Genomic DNA, 14,629 nt, shown 5'->3' with positions numbered 1-14,629 from the left:
GCTACTTCGCGCGATAGTGCGCGCGGACGGCGGGGTCGAGGTGCTCGGTGGCGTAGCTGAGGGCGGTGCGGCCGAGGGCCGCGGCGTGCTTGTCGAGAAAGCCGGTCAGCAGTTGCTGATCGATGCGTTTGCCGACTTCGCGCAGCATCCAGCCGAGTGCCTTCTGGATGAGTTCGCGGCGGTCATCGAGCAGGTACTCGGACAGCTCGAAAGTGGTTGTCGCGTCGCCGGATTTGATGAACGCGAAAGTCGACAACAGGGCAACGCGGCGCTCCCACAACGACTCCGCGGCCGCCAGATCGAAGAGCAGCTCGCGCGGCTTGTCCAATAGCCATGGGCCGATGATGTTTTCGGCGGATACGTCCACCAGGTCCCAGTTGTTCACTCGGCCACGGCGTACGGCGGCCAGATAGCGATCGACCATCTCCGCGCGGGCCGCGTCATCGAAGGTCTTCGGCTTGGATGCCCGGGCGAACGTGGCGTTGAGGATGATCAGACCGGCCAGCCGGTCCTCGTGCACCCCGCTGTCCAGCAGCGCATCGATCTCGTCGAGCGGCAGTGCCGCAAAGCTTTTCGCTACGCCACGGGTCGCTGGCACGCGCACGCCGAGGAAGACGTCGCCTTCGCCGTACTCCCCCGGGCCGGTCTTGAAGAATCGCTGCAGCTGGATCGCGTCGGCGGGATTCGCGATCGCGCGAAGGGCGGACTGCACGTCCGCGGCGGTCGGCGCTGCCTCGGTCACCGGACGGCTCGGCACTTCACCCCTGGGCGCCCAGAATCCGGCCGGATTCGAAACTGGCCGCACTGGCTGGTAATTCGCCCGGCCGTCCACTGTTGCGCACGATCACCTCGCCATTGCCCGGGGTAGGGCGGCCGAGCGCGTCCATCCGCCGGATGGTCTGTGCGGCAACGGCTTGCGCGCTGTCGAAGAGGCGGACACCGTCGGGCAGTGACGCGACGATCGAGTCGATCACCAGGGGGTAGTGGGTACAGCCGAGCACTACGCCTTCGACATCGCCGGGGGTTTGCTCGACGGCGCGAGCGATGGATTCGCGGGCCGCGACCAGGTCGCCCCGATCGATCGAATCCGCGAGACCGTGGCAGGCCACGCCGACCACGTCCGCGTCGCCGCCGAACTTGGCGATCAGATCAGCCTGGTACCGGCTGGCGGTGGTCGCCGCGGTCGCCCAGACGGCCACCGAGCGGCAGACGGCGGCCGCCGGTTTGATCGCAGGCACGGTGCCGATGACCGGCACATCGGGACCGACTTCCACCCGTACATGTTCCAAGGCGGTGACGCTGGCGGTGTTGCACGGAATCACGATCACCTCCGCGCCCAACTCGATCGAGGTGCGCGCGGTTTCCACCACGCGGTTGATCGTCCACCGGTCCGGCTTCGGCCCCCACGGTGCGCCGTCGGGGTCCAATTGCAGCAGCAGATCCACATCCGGCCGCAGCTTGCGCAGCCAAGCGGATGTGGGCAGCAGCCCGAGACCCGAATCGATGAGCGCGACGATCACAGAGACAACCGTATTACAGTGCTCCGACGCGACTTGCGCGGCAGCGGTTCGAGCGGCCGTGGCGGCGACGTCCGTGCCGGCCGAATGGCGAACTCAGCTGGGAGTGAGCAGTTCCGACACCGGAGCGGCCGCGGCGATCTTGGCCCTGGTCTTCATCACTCCGGCCGTCATGCCCGCGCCGACGACGCCGGTGAGTTTGCCGTCCTGCGCGTAGTAGGCGAGGAATTTGCGGCCGTCGTCGACGACGAGGTGCACGTCGTCGGTGGCGGTGGGCGTGCCGAGGGCTTGGATCTTCACCTCGTACTGGTCGCTCCAGAAATACGGGACCCTGGCCGCGGTCGGCGCGGCCGCGCCGAGCAGGGCGCAGGCCACCAGGCGGGCCTGTTCGCCCGCGTTGGTCCAATGTTCGATCCGCTTGCGGTCGCCGGTCTGATGCAGCCAGGCGGCGACGTCGCCGACCGCCCAAACGCGTTCGGCGGAGGTGCGACCCACCTCGTCGGCCACGATCCCGCCGCCCGCCGCCGGATCGGCGAGGGCGATGCCGGACTCGCCGAGCCATTCGGTGACCGGGCGCGAGCCGACGCCGATCACCACCAGGTCGGCGGCGACCTCGGTGCCATCGGAGAGCAGGGCGCCGCGCACCCGGTCGCCGTCGGCAAGCAGGGTGTCCAGGCCGGTCCCGCAGCGCAGATCGACGCCTTCGTCGCGGTGCATCCTGGCCACCAGCGCGCCGACCTGTTCGCCGAGGACCGAGGCGAGCGGGGTCGGCTGCGGCTCGACGAGAACCACCGGGACGCCGCGGGTGCGGAAGCTGGCCGCAAGCTCGCAGCCGATGAAACCGGCGCCGACCACGAGCGCCGTTGTCGCCTCGGCCAATTCGGTGCGCAGCGCGGTGGCGTCGGCGTGGCCGCGCAGCACGTGCACGCCCTTCAGGTCGGGCAGGCCAGGCAGGCGGCGCGGGCGCAGGCCGGTCGCGATGATCAGCTGGTCGTAGTCGAGGGCCGACCCGTCGGCGAGGCGCACCTGGCGCGCTGCGGTGTCGACGCCGATCGCCTCGGTGTCGAGCCGCACGTCGATCCGCTTCTCGGCGAAGAACTCGGGGGGCCGCAAGGTGGTGTCGTCGGTTTCGCCGCGGACGAATTGCTTGGACAGCGGCGGCCGGTCGTAGGGCAAGCGGGACTCGTCGCCGAGCAGGATCAGCGCACCCTCGTATCCGGCGCGACGCAGTTCCTCGGCGGTGCGCAGACCGGCGAGCCCGGCGCCGACGATGACGATCGGCGCGGAATCTGTTGCTGAAGGTGCCACGCGCCTCACCCTAACGTCTGCTTGGTTCAGTTCTCGAGTGAGCCCGATCACTCGATATTTGCCGTGCAATCGTAGCCGTTCTGCTATTGATCGGGCGGTCAATCAGGTCTATACCCAAAGACAGGACAAATTCCCGAGCCCAAGGAGGCACATCATGTTCACCGAAAGCCGCGCGCAGGATTTCCTGGCAGTAGTGCTCGGAATCTTCGCCGCGCTCTCACCCCTGTGGTTGGAGACCACGGACAAAGCGATGTGGTCACTGGTCGTACTCGGCGTGCTCATCGCGCTCACCGGCCTCGCGCAGATGTACCGGCCCGCACTCGGGGCGAACGCCGACTACGCGATGGGTTTGTTCGGCGTACTGCTGTTCATTTCCCCCTGGGCGATGGACTTCACCGATTACCGCGGCGCATCCTGGACCGCATGGGTAGTCGGGGTAGTGACGGCGGTGGTCGCGGTAGCGGCGCTGCCGACGGTGTCGGGACGTCTGCACGGCGCGGCGACACCCCACTGATGCAGATGCCGAAACCCGGTCGCCGGGCAGCAGCCCAGCGACCGGGTAAGGAACCGAGGTCAGGGCGGCGGCGCAGCGCGAAGGTGGACGGCGATGCCCGGCAACTCATCCTGGACGCCGCCGAAAAGCTCTTCGCGGCACAGGGATTCGACGCCACCGCGACAGCCGCCATCGCCGGTGCGGCCGAGGTGCCGAAAGGTCTTGTCTTCTACTACTTCCCGACCAAGGACTCGATCCTTTCGGCGCTGATGGACGAACGAGTGCCCGCGCACCCGATCGACGACATCGACACCGTTGTCGCGCCGGGCGATCCGGCCGCCAGCCTGGTCGCCCTCGACGCCGCACTCAATCTGCGTGACCATCACTCCTCGGTGCTGCGGGTGATCATGTGGCGCGAGGCCGACACCCACCCCGACGTGCGCCGCCAATTGCGCCGGTTGCGCGATCAATTGCTGGACGTCACCGCGCGGGTATTGCAGGCCAGCGCAACGGTTCCGGTCCGGCCGGGCACGCTGCGCGCCTGTGCCGCCGCCTGGGTCTCCGCCATGTTCGCCATCGCGAGCACCGACCGGCTACACGCGCTGGACGGCGTGCCCATCCCCACCGCCGAAGACCTCCTCAACGTTGCCCAGGTGGTCGCCGCGGGCATGACCCAGCTCGGCTGAGACCGAAAGTTATCCACAGGGTGCGTGTTATCCACACTCGCCGGGCCGGGGGATGTTGCCGAAGTCGGAGTTCGGTCACGATCTCGATATGGACGCACCGCAACTGATCTCACGTCGGCAGGCGCTGGCAGCCGGAATATCGGACGGCGAATTGCAGCGGCTCTGTCGTTCCGGACAATGGCGGCGGGTACGCGCCGGGCATTATGTGAATGCGCCTGCGCCTGCGCTCACCCCGGCGGGCCGCCATCTGATGCTCGCGATGGCGACGTGCGAGGCGATGTCCGAAGATGCTGTCGCCAGCCATTGTTCCGCGGTGGTGATTCACGGGCTGCCCACCTGGTCGCTGCCGCTGGACCGAGCGCACATGACCCGCAACCGAACCAACGGCGGGTTTATCAAGAAACAGCACGTCCTGCATTCAGCACAGCTGGAACCGGACGAGATCACCCTCGTCAACGGTCTTCGAGTCACCACCGTGCCGAGAACCATCGTCGACATCGCGCGCTCGGCGAGTTTCGAGCAGGCCGTCGCTATCGGCGACAGCGCGCTGCGGCAAGGACTCACCACCGCGAGTGAACTACGCGAACAGGTGTCGCACCGGCGGCGACGAGGTTCGCAGCAGGCCACACGGGTGATCGACTTCCTCGACGGCCGCAGCGAAAGTGTCGGCGAGTCCCGGAGTCGCGTAGCGTTTCAACAGGCTGGGTTGCCCGCGTCCGAATTGCAGGCCAGGATCTTCACCGATGACGAAATATGCGTAGCGCGAGTCGATTTCCTATTTACCGGCCTGGGTGTGATCGGTGAATTCGACGGTGACGTCGAGTATCGTCGCGAGTTAGCAGGGCCGCGGCCGGCTGCACGGCTGATGGCGGAAAGGAACCGCGACGATCGGTTGCGGGCGCTCGGCTGGATGGTGGTGCGCTGGACCTGGGACGACTTGGCCGATGCCACACAACTGATCAGGCGCATCTTCGCTGCCGCCGCTGTGGCGGCAGATGTTCGCCGCACCGGGCATTGGACTTCGACACCGAGGATCTGAACCGTACTCAGCGGGCGAGTGGGGAATCGGCGGTGAGGAATTCGGTGACGTCGGTGGCGAAGCGCGGGTGCTTCGGGACGCCCATATGACTGGTGCCCTGGTAGATGAGCAGGCGGGAGTTGGGGATGCCGTCGGCGGTGTAGCGGAAGTTTTCGGTGCTGTAACCCGCGTCGCGTGCGCCGCCGATGACCAGGGTGGGCGCGGCGATCTCACCGAGGCGGTCGGTGAGATCGAAAGCGTCTTCGGCGCGGAGGAAGGCGAGGGTGTCCGCGGGGTTCTTCGGGCGCGCGAGTGGATCGATCAGCCACATGGCGGCACCGGCCACTCGGGCCAGCAGTGGCGACGAGACGGTAGTCGAGGCCATGAGATGCAGCGCACGGCGGCCCGCGAATGCCGCTTCGCCGTAGCGGATCTGGCTTTCCTTGGCGAGCGGATCCAGCCGATAGCCCGACGAGGCGATGATCAAGCGCCGGACGACGGAAGGATGGTCGGCCGCGAGCTGCAGGGCCACCGATCCGCCCGACGAGACGCCGAGCACATCCACCGGTTCACCGAACTCGGCCCGCAACGCGTCCGCGTGCTCGGCGGCGATATCGGCCATCGTGGTGCCCTCGGCCATGCCCGGTGCCCGGTTGACCGCGTAGACGCGGAAGTGCCTGCCGAGTGGCGCCAGCATTTTGAGCTCGGACTCCCGCATCCATCCGTGCGGATTCGCGTGATCCGGCGTGAACCACCGCAGGAACACCAGCGGCCGCCCGGCACCCATCGCCAGATAGGGCATCCCGTGGTGCAGTGCGCCCGAGGTGACATCGAGCTGGGTCGCGAGGCTGGACTTACCCATGCGTTCTCCGAATCGTCTGGTCTTGTTCTCGTTTCCGACGCTAACGGAGCAGACCACGGCTCCGCGATAACCTCCGAGGTCATCGAATCACCTCGCCGCCGAACCACCACCGGAATACGTTGCGACACAACGACTAGTGTTGTGGCCATGCGAATCGCGGCACTCGCTGCCTTAATCCTGGCGCTGAGCGCCTGCGCCCAATCCACCTCGGGTCGGCCACAGCCCTCCCCCGACCAACCGTCGGTCACGACGGTCAAACCCACCCCCACCGCGACAACCTCCAGCCCGGAAAGCCAGCTGAAGGACCGCATCGCGTGGGCGCAGGCGGGCAGCGCGGCCGACGTTAGCCACTACCACTCCGCGAGCACCGGCGGGGGGTCGGCCGCTGATTTGAAGAGCGATATCGCCTTCGTCAGCCCCTCCGGAAAGATCAGCTGCATCACCGGAACCGAATACCAGATCGACGGATTCAACTGCACCGTCAAACTGAAGAACCCGATCCCGAAGCCCGGTGAGGGGTTCGGCAACTGGGACGGCGGGTTCGTCAGCTACTCCGGCCAGCACCTTTCGGTCGGCCAATTCCGCGGCGACCCGGGCCTTTTCATTCACGGCGACGGGCAGACACTGCCGTACGACAGCAAGCTGACCTTCGGCAACTACGTCTGCCGCATCGCGACCAGCGGCCTCACCTGCGTCAATCCGTCCACCCGGACCGGCGTGCAGATGAGTGACGACGGCGTCGTCCCCTTCGGCTGCCTCAAGGAAGTCTCGGCAGCGGAGCGCGAGGTCTCCGTCGGCAGGGCCTTCAGCTGCTGACCGCCGAACCCCACAGAAACTCGGAGGACGGGACTAGGGTTGCCATATGCGCGGCACTGCATTGGTCATCCTCGCTGCGGCACTACCACTGACCGCATGCGGAACTCCCCCGCCGGAACCACCGACCACGGCCACCAGCCCACCCGCGTCGGCGTCCGGTCAGCGGACGCCGATTGTCGCCACCACACCGACGACACCGGTCATCGCCGCACCCGACGGCGTACCAACCTGCGCGCCAGGTGATCTCACCGTCTCCCTAGGTCAACAGGGCGGGGCGGCAGGCTCCATCTACATCCCCATCGTCTTCACGAACACCGGCACCGCCCCCTGCGCGCTGTCCGGCTACCCCGGCGTGTCCCTCGCCACCGGCACCCCACCGACCCCGATCGGCCCACCCGCCGAGCCGGACACCGCCTCTGCCACCCCCCAACCGGTCACCCTCGCCCCCACCCAAGCAGCCCACGCCATCCTCCGCTACTCCCAAGCAGGCAACTACGACTGCGACCGCGCCCCCGCCCACTACCTCCTGATCAACCCCCCGAACCAAGCAACCCCAAGCCCGCACCCCTTCACTGCCGAAGCCTGCGTAAAACCCGCCTACCTCCTCCTCCACGTCGACTACATCAAGCCCGGCAAGGAGATCTAGCTCGGTGACAAAGTTGGAGCAGCTCCGAAAAGAGGGGCGGACTGATCCTGCACGAACCCCGAAGCAACCCGCACCCGAACCGATCCGCACAGGTGGCATGGTGAGCGACCTCATCGACGAGCAACGCGGTGACCCGCCTACCCCACCTCGAGCAGCATTCTGATCAGTCGGTGGCTTTCGGATGTCCGGTGCCCGCGTAGACGATCCAGGCAGTGCGCTGATCGTCATCGATGAGGTACCAGATTCGACCACTGCCGGTTACCTCGTACTGCCAGCGCTCCAGGACGTTTCCCTTCCAGGTCGCCGAACTGAGGGAACCTTTGAGCCGATGTTGCCGATCGGGATTCGTTTTCGCTCTCGGATCGGCTCTGATCGTCTCGAACGCGCGGCGCAGATTGGTCGGCGCCTGAGCTGCCAGTTGATCCCATCCGACACAGGATTCGGTTGTTGCCAAGCGGATTTCGAATTCGCCAACTACTGCGGGCGGCGCGGCACGGTCGCCGCGCTTCGGGCTCACCGGTCGCGCTCGGTGGGATCGGGCATCGGGGCAGGTCCGAAATCGCCCTCCGGCTCATTCGTGACCAGTTCCAGCAATACCGGGTCGGCATACACCTCCGCGGTGTGCCGCCACTGGGTGAGCAAGCCAGCCAGCGGGGCCAGATTCTCCAAGGCGGCCGCACCTTGGGCCACTGCGACGAGCTCGGTCAGGAACTTGTCGACGTCCGCCGCGGGGAGGAACGTGACCCAGGGAACCGCATCGGGCAGCACATCGCGCACGGCTTCCGCACCGATACGGCGGAGCAGCCCGGCAAGGAGGCGCGCGGTGAAATCGACCACCGCGCCTTCGGCGTCCAGCTGCTCGATCCGCATCAACGCCAGATCGCCCGCATCCCGACGCCGCAGGCGGACAGCACGGACTTGATCGAGGAGCCCAGCGGTGACGGCGGGTCTGTGTAGCAAGTCGCTGAACGGAACCACGTCATACGCTGCAGTCATGACATCCACACTACCTTGGATGTCCGGGATAATCTGCGGCTTACTTCGCGGCCAGCCCTGAAATGCCGAACGGCGCCGCTCCTTTCGGAGCGACGCCGTTCGGGTCAGTGATTCAGGGAATCACTTGATGATCTTCGTGACGCGACCGGCGCCGACGGTGCGGCCACCTTCACGGATCGCGAAACGCAGGCCCTCTTCCATGGCGATCGGCTGGATCAGCACGACCGACATTTCGGTGTTGTCGCCCGGCATGACCATCTCGGTGCCCTCGGGGAGGGTCACAACGCCCGTCACGTCAGTAGTACGGAAGTAGAACTGGGGACGGTAGTTGTTGAAGAACGGCGTGTGCCGGCCGCCCTCGTCCTTGGACAGGATGTAGGCCTGGCCCTCGAACTCGGTGTGCGGGGTGGTGGTGCCCGGCTTCACGATGACCTGGCCACGCTCGACATCTTCGCGCTTGATGCCACGAACGAGCAGACCGACGTTGTCGCCGGCCTGGCCCTGGTCGAGCAGCTTGCGGAACATCTCGATACCGGTGACCGTGGTCTTGGTCGAGGTCGGCTTGATGCCGACGATCTCGACTTCCTCGTTCACGTTGACGATGCCGCGCTCGACACGACCGGTGACGACGGTGCCACGACCGGTGATCGTGAACACGTCCTCGACGGGCATCAGGAACGGCTTCTCGGTGTCGCGGACCGGGTCCGGGATCGACTCGTCGACGGCGTTCATCAGCTCAACGATCGACTCGGTCCACTTCGGGTCGCCCTCGAGCGCCTTCAGACCGGAAACACGCACGACCGGCGCGTCCTCGTCGAACTCCTGGGCGGCCAGCAGTTCGCGGACCTCCATCTCGACGAGCTCGAGGATTTCCTCGTCGTCGACCATGTCCGACTTGTTCAGCGCGACCAGGATGTAGGGCACGCCGACCTGACGGGCGAGCAGCACGTGCTCGCGGGTCTGCGGCATCGGGCCGTCGGTCGCGGCGACCACGAGGATGGCACCGTCCATCTGCGCCGCACCGGTGATCATGTTCTTGATGTAGTCCGCGTGACCCGGAGCGTCGACGTGCGCGTAGTGGCGCTTCTCCGTCTGGTACTCGACGTGGGAGATGTTGATCGTGATACCACGAGCCTTCTCCTCCGGCGCCTTGTCGATCTGATCGAACGCGAACGCCGCGTTCAGATCCGGGTACTTGTCAGCCAGCACCTTGGTGATCGCTGCAGTCAGCGTGGTCTTGCCGTGGTCGACGTGACCGATGGTGCCGATGTTGACGTGCGGCTTCGTCCGCTCGAACTTCGCCTTCGCCACTGTGGTGTCCTCCTGGACTTGTTGGTGCGTGCAGTTGCAGCAGTGCGGTTATTACTGGGGTCGTGCTGACTCCCGGCTGATGTTGGGGCAAGTCTTACACTTGCCCCAAAATCGGTATTACTCGCCGGTCGCCTTGGCGATGATCTCCTTCGACACGTTGGCCGGAACCTCCGCGTACGAGTTGAACACCATGGAGTAGTTCGCCCGGCCCTGGGTCTTCGACCGCAGGTCACCGATGTAACCGAACATCTCCGAGAGCGGAACCAGCGCCTTGACGACACGGGCACCACTGCGTTCCTCCATGGCCTGAATCTGGCCACGGCGGGAGTTCAGGTCGCCGATCACTTCGCCCATGTAGTCCTCGGGCGTGATGACCTCGACCGCCATCAGCGGCTCGAGGATCACCGGACCGGCCTTACGAGCCGCTTCCTTCAGTGCCTGGGAGCCGGCGATCTTGAACGCCATTTCCGACGAGTCGACGTCGTGGTATGCGCCGTCGAGCAGGATCATCTTCAGGTTCACCAGCGGGTAGCCCGCGAGCACACCGTACTGCATGGCGTCCTGCGCACCGGCGTCCACCGAAGGGATGTACTCGCGCGGAACGCGACCACCCGAGACCTTGTTCTCGAACTCGTAGGTCGCGCCGTCTTCGCCGACGAACGGCTCGATGGCGATGATGACCTTCGCGAACTGGCCGGAGCCACCCGTCTGCTTCTTGTGGGTGAACTCGAGCTTCTCGACCTTCTTGGTGATCGTCTCGCGGTAAGCCACCTGCGGCTTGCCGACGTTCGCCTCGACCTTGAACTCGCGACGCATGCGGTCGACGAGGATGTCGAGGTGGAGCTCGCCCATGCCGCCGATGACGGTCTGGCCGGTCTCCTGGTCGAGCTTGACCGAGAACGTCGGGTCTTCGCGCGCCAGCTTCTGGATCGCGGTGCCGAGCTTCTCCTGGTCGGACTTGGTCTTCGGCTCGATCGAGACCTCGATGACCGGGTCCGGGAAGGTCATCGACTCGAGCACGACCTGGTTCTGCGCGTCGCTGAGGGTGTCACCGGTGGTGGTGTCCTTCAGCCCGATCACGGCGTAGATGTGACCGGCGGACGCGGTCGCGACCGGCATCTCCTTGTTGGAGTGCATCTGGAACAGCTTGCCGAGCCGCTCCTTCTTGCCCTTGGTCGAGTTGACGACCTGGGCACCGGAGGCGACCTGGCCCGAGTACACGCGCACGTAGGTGAGCTCACCGAAGAACGGGTGCACCGCGATCTTGAACGCCAGCGCCGAGAACGGCTCGTCGACGCTCGGCTTGCGGGTCAGCAGCTCGTCTTCCTTGCCGGGAACGTGGCCGGTGGTGGCCTCCACGTCCAGCGGCGAGGGCAGGTAGTCGATGACCGCGTCGAGCATGGGCTGCACGCCCTTGTTCTTGAACGCGGAACCACAGAGCACCGGGTAGAGCTCGGAGGCAACCGTCATCTTGCGGATGGCGGCCTTGATCTCCTCGATCGTGAGTTCTTCGCCGCTGAAGTGCTTTTCGAGCAGCGCCTCGTCGGACTCGGCGACCGTCTCCAGCAGTTCCTGGCGGTAGATCTCGGCCTGATCGGCGAGGTCGGCCGGGATCTCGATGACCTCGTACTCTTCGCCGAGCTTGGTCTCGCCCTTCCAGACCTTCGCGTTCATCTCGACCAGGTCGACGATGCCCTCGAAGTCGTTCTCCGCGCCGATCGGCAGCTGGATGACCAGCGGCTTGGCACCGAGGCGGTCCTTGATGGTCTGCACGGTGAAGTAGAAGTCCGCGCCGAGCTTGTCCATCTTGTTGACGAAGCAGATTCGCGGCACGTCGTACTTGTCGGCCTGACGCCACACCTGCTCGGACTGCGGCTCGACGCCTTCCTTGCCGTCGAACACCGCAACGGCGCCGTCGAGCACGCGCAGCGACCGCTCCACCTCAACGGTGAAGTCGACGTGCCCGGGGGTGTCGATGATGTTGATCTGGTTGTCTTTCCAGAAGCACGTGGTAGCCGCGGAGGTGATGGTGATACCACGCTCCTGCTCCTGCTCCATCCAGTCCATGGTGGCCGCGCCATCGTGGACTTCACCGATCTTGTAGGTGATGCCGGTGTAGAAGAGGATGCGTTCAGTTGTGGTCGTCTTGCCCGCATCAATGTGGGCCATGATGCCGATGTTGCGGACCTTGTTCAGGTCGGTGAGCACGTCCTGTGCCACGGAAATCTTCCCCGCTCGTAGCTAGATGGGATTTTCGGGGACGACCCTGTGGTCGTCTCTGTTCAACGCCGGCTGCGGCAGGTTGGTGCCGCGGCCGACTGTGCCTGCCGACCCGAAACAACGGGCCGGGCAGACGTCACCAGCGGTAGTGCGCGAAGGCCCGGTTCGACTCGGCCATCTTGTGGGTGTCCTCACGACGCTTCACCGAGGCACCGAGACCATTGCTGGCATCGAGCAGCTCGTTGGCGAGACGCTCGACCATGGTCTTCTCGCGGCGAGCGCGGGAGTAGTTGACCAGCCAGCGCAGGGCCAGCGTGTTGGAACGGCCGGGCCGAACCTCGACGGGCACCTGGTAGGTGGCGCCACCGACGCGGCGAGGCTTCACCTCGAGGGCAGGCTTGACGTTGTCCAGCGCGCGCTTGAGGGTGACGACCGGATCGGTACCAGTCTTGTCGCGCGCCTGCTCCAGCGCGCCGTAGACGATGCGCTCGGCGGTGGACTTCTTGCCGTCCAGCAGGATCTTGTTGACCAGCTGAGTGACCAGCGGGGACCCGTAGACCGGGTCGTTGATCAGCGGACGCTTGGGTGCGGGGCCCTTGCGTGGCATATCAGCTCTTCTCCTTCTTGGCGCCGTAACGGCTGCGGGCCTGCTTGCGGTTCTTCACACCCTGGGTGTCGAGCGAGCCACGGATGATCTTGTAACGGACACCGGGAAGGTCCTTCACACGGCCGCCACGAACGAGCACCATCGAGTGCTCCTGCAGGTTGTGGCCCTCGCCGGGGATGTACGCCGTGACCTCGACCGCGCTGGTCAGGCGAACGCGCGCGACCTTACGCAGCGCGGAGTTCGGCTTCTTCGGGGTCGTGGTGTACACGCGAGTGCACACGCCACGACGCTGCGGGCTGCCCTTGAGCGCCGCGGTCTTCGTCTTGGAGACCTTGTCGCGGCGACCCTTGCGGACCAGCTGGTTGATGGTTGGCATAGACCGGCTTTCCTTTTTAGTTACGCGGTGTCTGGAACTTCATGTCTGTGTCATCGAGCCTTAACTCGCACGTCCGGCCACGTTTCACGTGCCCCGAGGTCGGGCGTGTCGCGCGCGGCGTAGGGCCCGAATTGCGGGCACGCTGGAGGTGTCAGCCGCTTTCGCTGGCCTACGGTCACGCACGAACTTGCCCGTATGCTTCCGGGCACAGCGATCCACGATACTCGTGGTCGCGACACAGGGTCAAAGCGGGGTGTCTGGCGACCCCGCTACCTGGCCAGGTTCAACGTCAACTCTACGAGTTTCTTAGCGCCCGCGCACGGATCCGGGTGCGCGGACCCCGGCCGATAATTGATCCAGAACCCGATCACGCCTTGATCCGCCGCGCCCGCGCTGACCCCGCAGGAGTCCGGATCATTCGGCCGCCGCGTCTCCAACCCGCGCCGACCCTGCACGGTGACGTTGGTCGTCGAGTAACCAAGCTTGTCGTTGTTGGTCTTCTCGTTGTTCAGCGAGCCGATCTCGTACCAGTTCAAGGTGATCATGGCGGCGCCGCCGGGTGCATTGAGCGCGTACCACATGCAGACCGCGCCGTAGAAGGACGGCTCCGGGGCGGGGGGCCCCTTGGCGCCGATCGCATCGGCGATCTGGTCGACCGTTACAATTTCGCACTCGCGCAACAACTTGTCGAAGTTGCTGTTGACTGTGCCGCCAGTACTCGAACCCGCAGGATGAGCTGATCCACTTACCGTTTGCCCACAGCCGGAGGCGGTGACCGCAAACATCAACACAGCGACGCTGCACAGTATTCCGCGCACCGAACTACGACCTGGTCTCATCTCGCACCTCCTACTGCAGCCGTTGCACGGTCAACTCGGCCATCTTGCGAACTCTGTCACATGGATTGTCATGAACCGAGTAACGCTCAAAAGCCATAGACCATTCGAAGAAGTCATCACCGAGCTGGGTAGCGAGGTCACAGATGTCTCCACTAGGGTCCAGCGCCTGGAATCCGGTGCGACCGCCGACATCGATCGTCTCCGGGTCGCGCCCTTGGTTGGACACCCACGCCTTCTCGCGAGCGATCGGGCTGCCGCGATAGGAAGCAAAAGTGACGCTGGTCGAGCCGTATCCGGCGGACTGCCAATTACACCCGACCGAAGTTCTCATCACCTGCGAGATCTGGACGACGCCTGCGAGACCACGCACCTCGTCGTCGGTGACGTGTCCGCACTCGCCGACGAACGGGCCGAGCGTGGCCACCTTCGGCGGCGGGCGCAACGGAGTGCTGGTGTCCGAGTCGCCGCCCGAACCGCACGCGGAGAGCAGCAGCGCGAAGACCGTGCCTGTGACGATCGCCCACTTGGTCCGCATGCCCGAGACTCTACCGGCGCGGCGACCCGTGCGACCTGCACAGGCGACCACGCGAATGGAGCTCAGGTGTCGGCATGGCAAAGATTTTGTGGCACAAAGGGGATCGGCCCCTCGCGGCGGGAACGGCGAGAACACGGTCCGCGCCGCGGTCGACGCCGACTGCCACTATCCGCCAGGGACGCGGAGTTCGTAGCCGCCGATCGCATCGATATAGGTGCACTGGGCCGGGCCGGTCTTGTATTTCGACATGGCGACCAGGCAGGCGTCGAGGGTGGAGTAATAGGCGGGCGCCGGGTCGGCGTGGGTCGTCGCGCTCGCTATGAGGGCGAGCGCGACGGCCAGTGCGAGGGTGGCGGCAGATCTCTCGAGCACTGCGACAGTCCCCTAAGCATCCGGCGA

At 65.7% G+C, this 14,629-nt stretch carries 18 protein-coding genes; 5 read left to right on the top strand and 13 right to left on the bottom strand.

Annotation, left to right across the window (positions count from 1 at the left end):
* Position 1: 1 nt before the first annotated feature.
* From ACIA8C_RS00265 to ACIA8C_RS00255, 3 genes are all read right to left on the bottom strand, one after another.
* The gene (locus ACIA8C_RS00265) at positions 2-742 is read right to left on the bottom strand and encodes a DNA alkylation repair protein (RefSeq protein ID WP_397130082.1); all 741 of its coding nucleotides are present in this window, start codon (positions 740-742) and stop codon (positions 2-4) included.
* 16 nt (positions 743-758) lie between these two features.
* Complete coding sequence (locus ACIA8C_RS00260) at positions 759-1,520, bottom strand: glutamate racemase (RefSeq protein ID WP_396991214.1); 762 nt, start codon at positions 1,518-1,520, stop codon at positions 759-761.
* A gap of 93 nt (positions 1,521-1,613) precedes the next feature.
* On the bottom strand, positions 1,614-2,825 hold the full coding sequence (locus tag ACIA8C_RS00255) for an NAD(P)/FAD-dependent oxidoreductase (protein WP_397130081.1): 1,212 nt from the start codon (positions 2,823-2,825) through the stop codon (positions 1,614-1,616).
* A gap of 154 nt (positions 2,826-2,979) precedes the next feature.
* On the opposite strand from ACIA8C_RS00255, the gene ACIA8C_RS00250 reads away from it, so the two are divergent.
* The 3 genes from ACIA8C_RS00250 to ACIA8C_RS00240 all read left to right on the top strand — a co-directional run bounded on the left by ACIA8C_RS00250 (position 2,980) and on the right by ACIA8C_RS00240 (position 5,043).
* On the top strand, positions 2,980-3,339 hold the full coding sequence (locus tag ACIA8C_RS00250; RefSeq protein WP_396991216.1) for an SPW repeat protein: 360 nt from the start codon (positions 2,980-2,982) through the stop codon (positions 3,337-3,339).
* Positions 3,339-4,004: a TetR/AcrR family transcriptional regulator gene (locus tag ACIA8C_RS00245; protein WP_397130080.1), complete on the top strand. Its 666-nt coding sequence runs from the start codon at positions 3,339-3,341 to the stop codon at positions 4,002-4,004. The genes ACIA8C_RS00250 and ACIA8C_RS00245 overlap by 1 nt, the downstream gene beginning before the upstream one ends.
* Before the next feature lie 88 nt (positions 4,005-4,092).
* Positions 4,093-5,043: a hypothetical protein gene (locus ACIA8C_RS00240; protein ID WP_397130079.1), complete on the top strand. Its 951-nt coding sequence runs from the start codon at positions 4,093-4,095 to the stop codon at positions 5,041-5,043.
* A 7-nt stretch (positions 5,044-5,050) separates the two neighbouring features.
* On the opposite strand, the gene ACIA8C_RS00235 is transcribed toward ACIA8C_RS00240, so the two are convergent.
* On the bottom strand, positions 5,051-5,884 hold the full coding sequence (locus ACIA8C_RS00235; RefSeq protein ID WP_397130078.1) for an alpha/beta fold hydrolase: 834 nt from the start codon (positions 5,882-5,884) through the stop codon (positions 5,051-5,053).
* A gap of 147 nt (positions 5,885-6,031) precedes the next feature.
* On the opposite strand from ACIA8C_RS00235, the gene ACIA8C_RS00230 reads away from it, so the two are divergent.
* On the top strand, positions 6,032-6,700 hold the full coding sequence (locus ACIA8C_RS00230; RefSeq protein ID WP_397130077.1) for a hypothetical protein: 669 nt from the start codon (positions 6,032-6,034) through the stop codon (positions 6,698-6,700).
* A 46-nt stretch (positions 6,701-6,746) separates the two neighbouring features.
* Positions 6,747-7,346: a DUF4232 domain-containing protein gene (locus ACIA8C_RS00225; RefSeq protein ID WP_397130076.1), complete on the top strand. Its 600-nt coding sequence runs from the start codon at positions 6,747-6,749 to the stop codon at positions 7,344-7,346.
* A 163-nt stretch (positions 7,347-7,509) separates the two neighbouring features.
* On the opposite strand, the gene ACIA8C_RS00220 is transcribed toward ACIA8C_RS00225, so the two are convergent.
* From ACIA8C_RS00220 to ACIA8C_RS00180, 9 genes are all read right to left on the bottom strand, one after another.
* Entirely contained in the window at positions 7,510-7,863 is a 354-nt protein-coding gene (locus ACIA8C_RS00220; protein ID WP_397130075.1) for a hypothetical protein, read from the bottom strand.
* Complete coding sequence (locus ACIA8C_RS00215; RefSeq protein ID WP_397130074.1) at positions 7,860-8,342, bottom strand: hypothetical protein; 483 nt, start codon at positions 8,340-8,342, stop codon at positions 7,860-7,862. Before ACIA8C_RS00215 ends, ACIA8C_RS00220 begins: the two co-directional genes overlap by 4 nt.
* A 120-nt stretch (positions 8,343-8,462) precedes the next feature.
* Complete coding sequence (gene tuf / locus ACIA8C_RS00210) at positions 8,463-9,653, bottom strand: elongation factor Tu (protein ID WP_107659457.1); 1,191 nt, start codon at positions 9,651-9,653, stop codon at positions 8,463-8,465.
* 117 nt (positions 9,654-9,770) lie between these two features.
* Complete coding sequence (gene fusA / locus ACIA8C_RS00205; RefSeq protein WP_397130073.1) at positions 9,771-11,873, bottom strand: elongation factor G; 2,103 nt, start codon at positions 11,871-11,873, stop codon at positions 9,771-9,773.
* A gap of 136 nt (positions 11,874-12,009) precedes the next feature.
* A complete protein-coding gene (gene rpsG, locus ACIA8C_RS00200) occupies positions 12,010-12,480 on the bottom strand; it encodes a 30S ribosomal protein S7 (RefSeq protein WP_150399709.1) in 471 nt (156 codons plus the stop codon).
* Between the two features lies 1 nt (position 12,481).
* Positions 12,482-12,856, bottom strand: coding sequence for a 30S ribosomal protein S12 (rpsL, locus tag ACIA8C_RS00195; RefSeq protein ID WP_019049359.1), 375 nt, complete (start codon positions 12,854-12,856; stop codon positions 12,482-12,484).
* Between the two features lie 269 nt (positions 12,857-13,125).
* The gene (locus ACIA8C_RS00190; protein WP_397130719.1) at positions 13,126-13,641 is read right to left on the bottom strand and encodes a DUF3558 domain-containing protein; all 516 of its coding nucleotides are present in this window, start codon (positions 13,639-13,641) and stop codon (positions 13,126-13,128) included.
* 64 nt (positions 13,642-13,705) lie between these two features.
* Positions 13,706-14,230 carry a DUF3558 domain-containing protein gene (locus ACIA8C_RS00185; protein WP_397130072.1) on the bottom strand — a complete coding sequence of 175 codons (525 nt, stop codon included), beginning with the start codon at positions 14,228-14,230 and terminating at the stop codon, positions 13,706-13,708.
* A gap of 165 nt (positions 14,231-14,395) precedes the next feature.
* Entirely contained in the window at positions 14,396-14,602 is a 207-nt protein-coding gene (locus tag ACIA8C_RS00180) for a hypothetical protein (protein WP_397130071.1), read from the bottom strand.
* Positions 14,603-14,629 lie beyond the last annotated feature (27 nt).

Source organism: Nocardia sp. NPDC051321 (genome assembly GCF_044455225.1).
In the GTDB taxonomy this organism is placed as follows: Bacteria; Actinomycetota; Actinomycetes; order Mycobacteriales; family Mycobacteriaceae; genus Nocardia.
The sequence above is the reverse complement of the archived record's forward strand: the minus strand, read 5'-3'. Positions and strand labels throughout refer to the sequence as shown.

Excerpts from the sequence above, each read along its gene's own strand:
- ACIA8C_RS00250 (WP_396991216.1), top strand. The coding sequence starts at position 2,980 with ATGTTCACCGAAAGCCGCGCGCAGGATTTCCTGGCAGTAGTGCTCGGA.
- ACIA8C_RS00245 (WP_397130080.1), top strand. The coding sequence starts at position 3,339 with ATGCAGATGCCGAAACCCGGTCGCCGGGCAGCAGCCCAGCGACCGGGT.
- ACIA8C_RS00240 (WP_397130079.1), top strand. The coding sequence starts at position 4,093 with ATGGACGCACCGCAACTGATCTCACGTCGGCAGGCGCTGGCAGCCGGA.
- ACIA8C_RS00235 (WP_397130078.1), bottom strand. The coding sequence starts at position 5,884 with ATGGGTAAGTCCAGCCTCGCGACCCAGCTCGATGTCACCTCGGGCGCA.
- ACIA8C_RS00230 (WP_397130077.1), top strand. The coding sequence starts at position 6,032 with ATGCGAATCGCGGCACTCGCTGCCTTAATCCTGGCGCTGAGCGCCTGC.
- ACIA8C_RS00225 (WP_397130076.1), top strand. The coding sequence starts at position 6,747 with ATGCGCGGCACTGCATTGGTCATCCTCGCTGCGGCACTACCACTGACC.
- ACIA8C_RS00215 (WP_397130074.1), bottom strand. The coding sequence starts at position 8,342 with ATGACTGCAGCGTATGACGTGGTTCCGTTCAGCGACTTGCTACACAGA.
- rpsG (WP_150399709.1), bottom strand. The coding sequence starts at position 12,480 with ATGCCACGCAAGGGCCCCGCACCCAAGCGTCCGCTGATCAACGACCCG.
- rpsL (WP_019049359.1), bottom strand. The coding sequence starts at position 12,856 with ATGCCAACCATCAACCAGCTGGTCCGCAAGGGTCGCCGCGACAAGGTC.
- ACIA8C_RS00190 (WP_397130719.1), bottom strand. The coding sequence starts at position 13,641 with ATGTTTGCGGTCACCGCCTCCGGCTGTGGGCAAACGGTAAGTGGATCA.
- ACIA8C_RS00185 (WP_397130072.1), bottom strand. The coding sequence starts at position 14,230 with ATGCGGACCAAGTGGGCGATCGTCACAGGCACGGTCTTCGCGCTGCTG.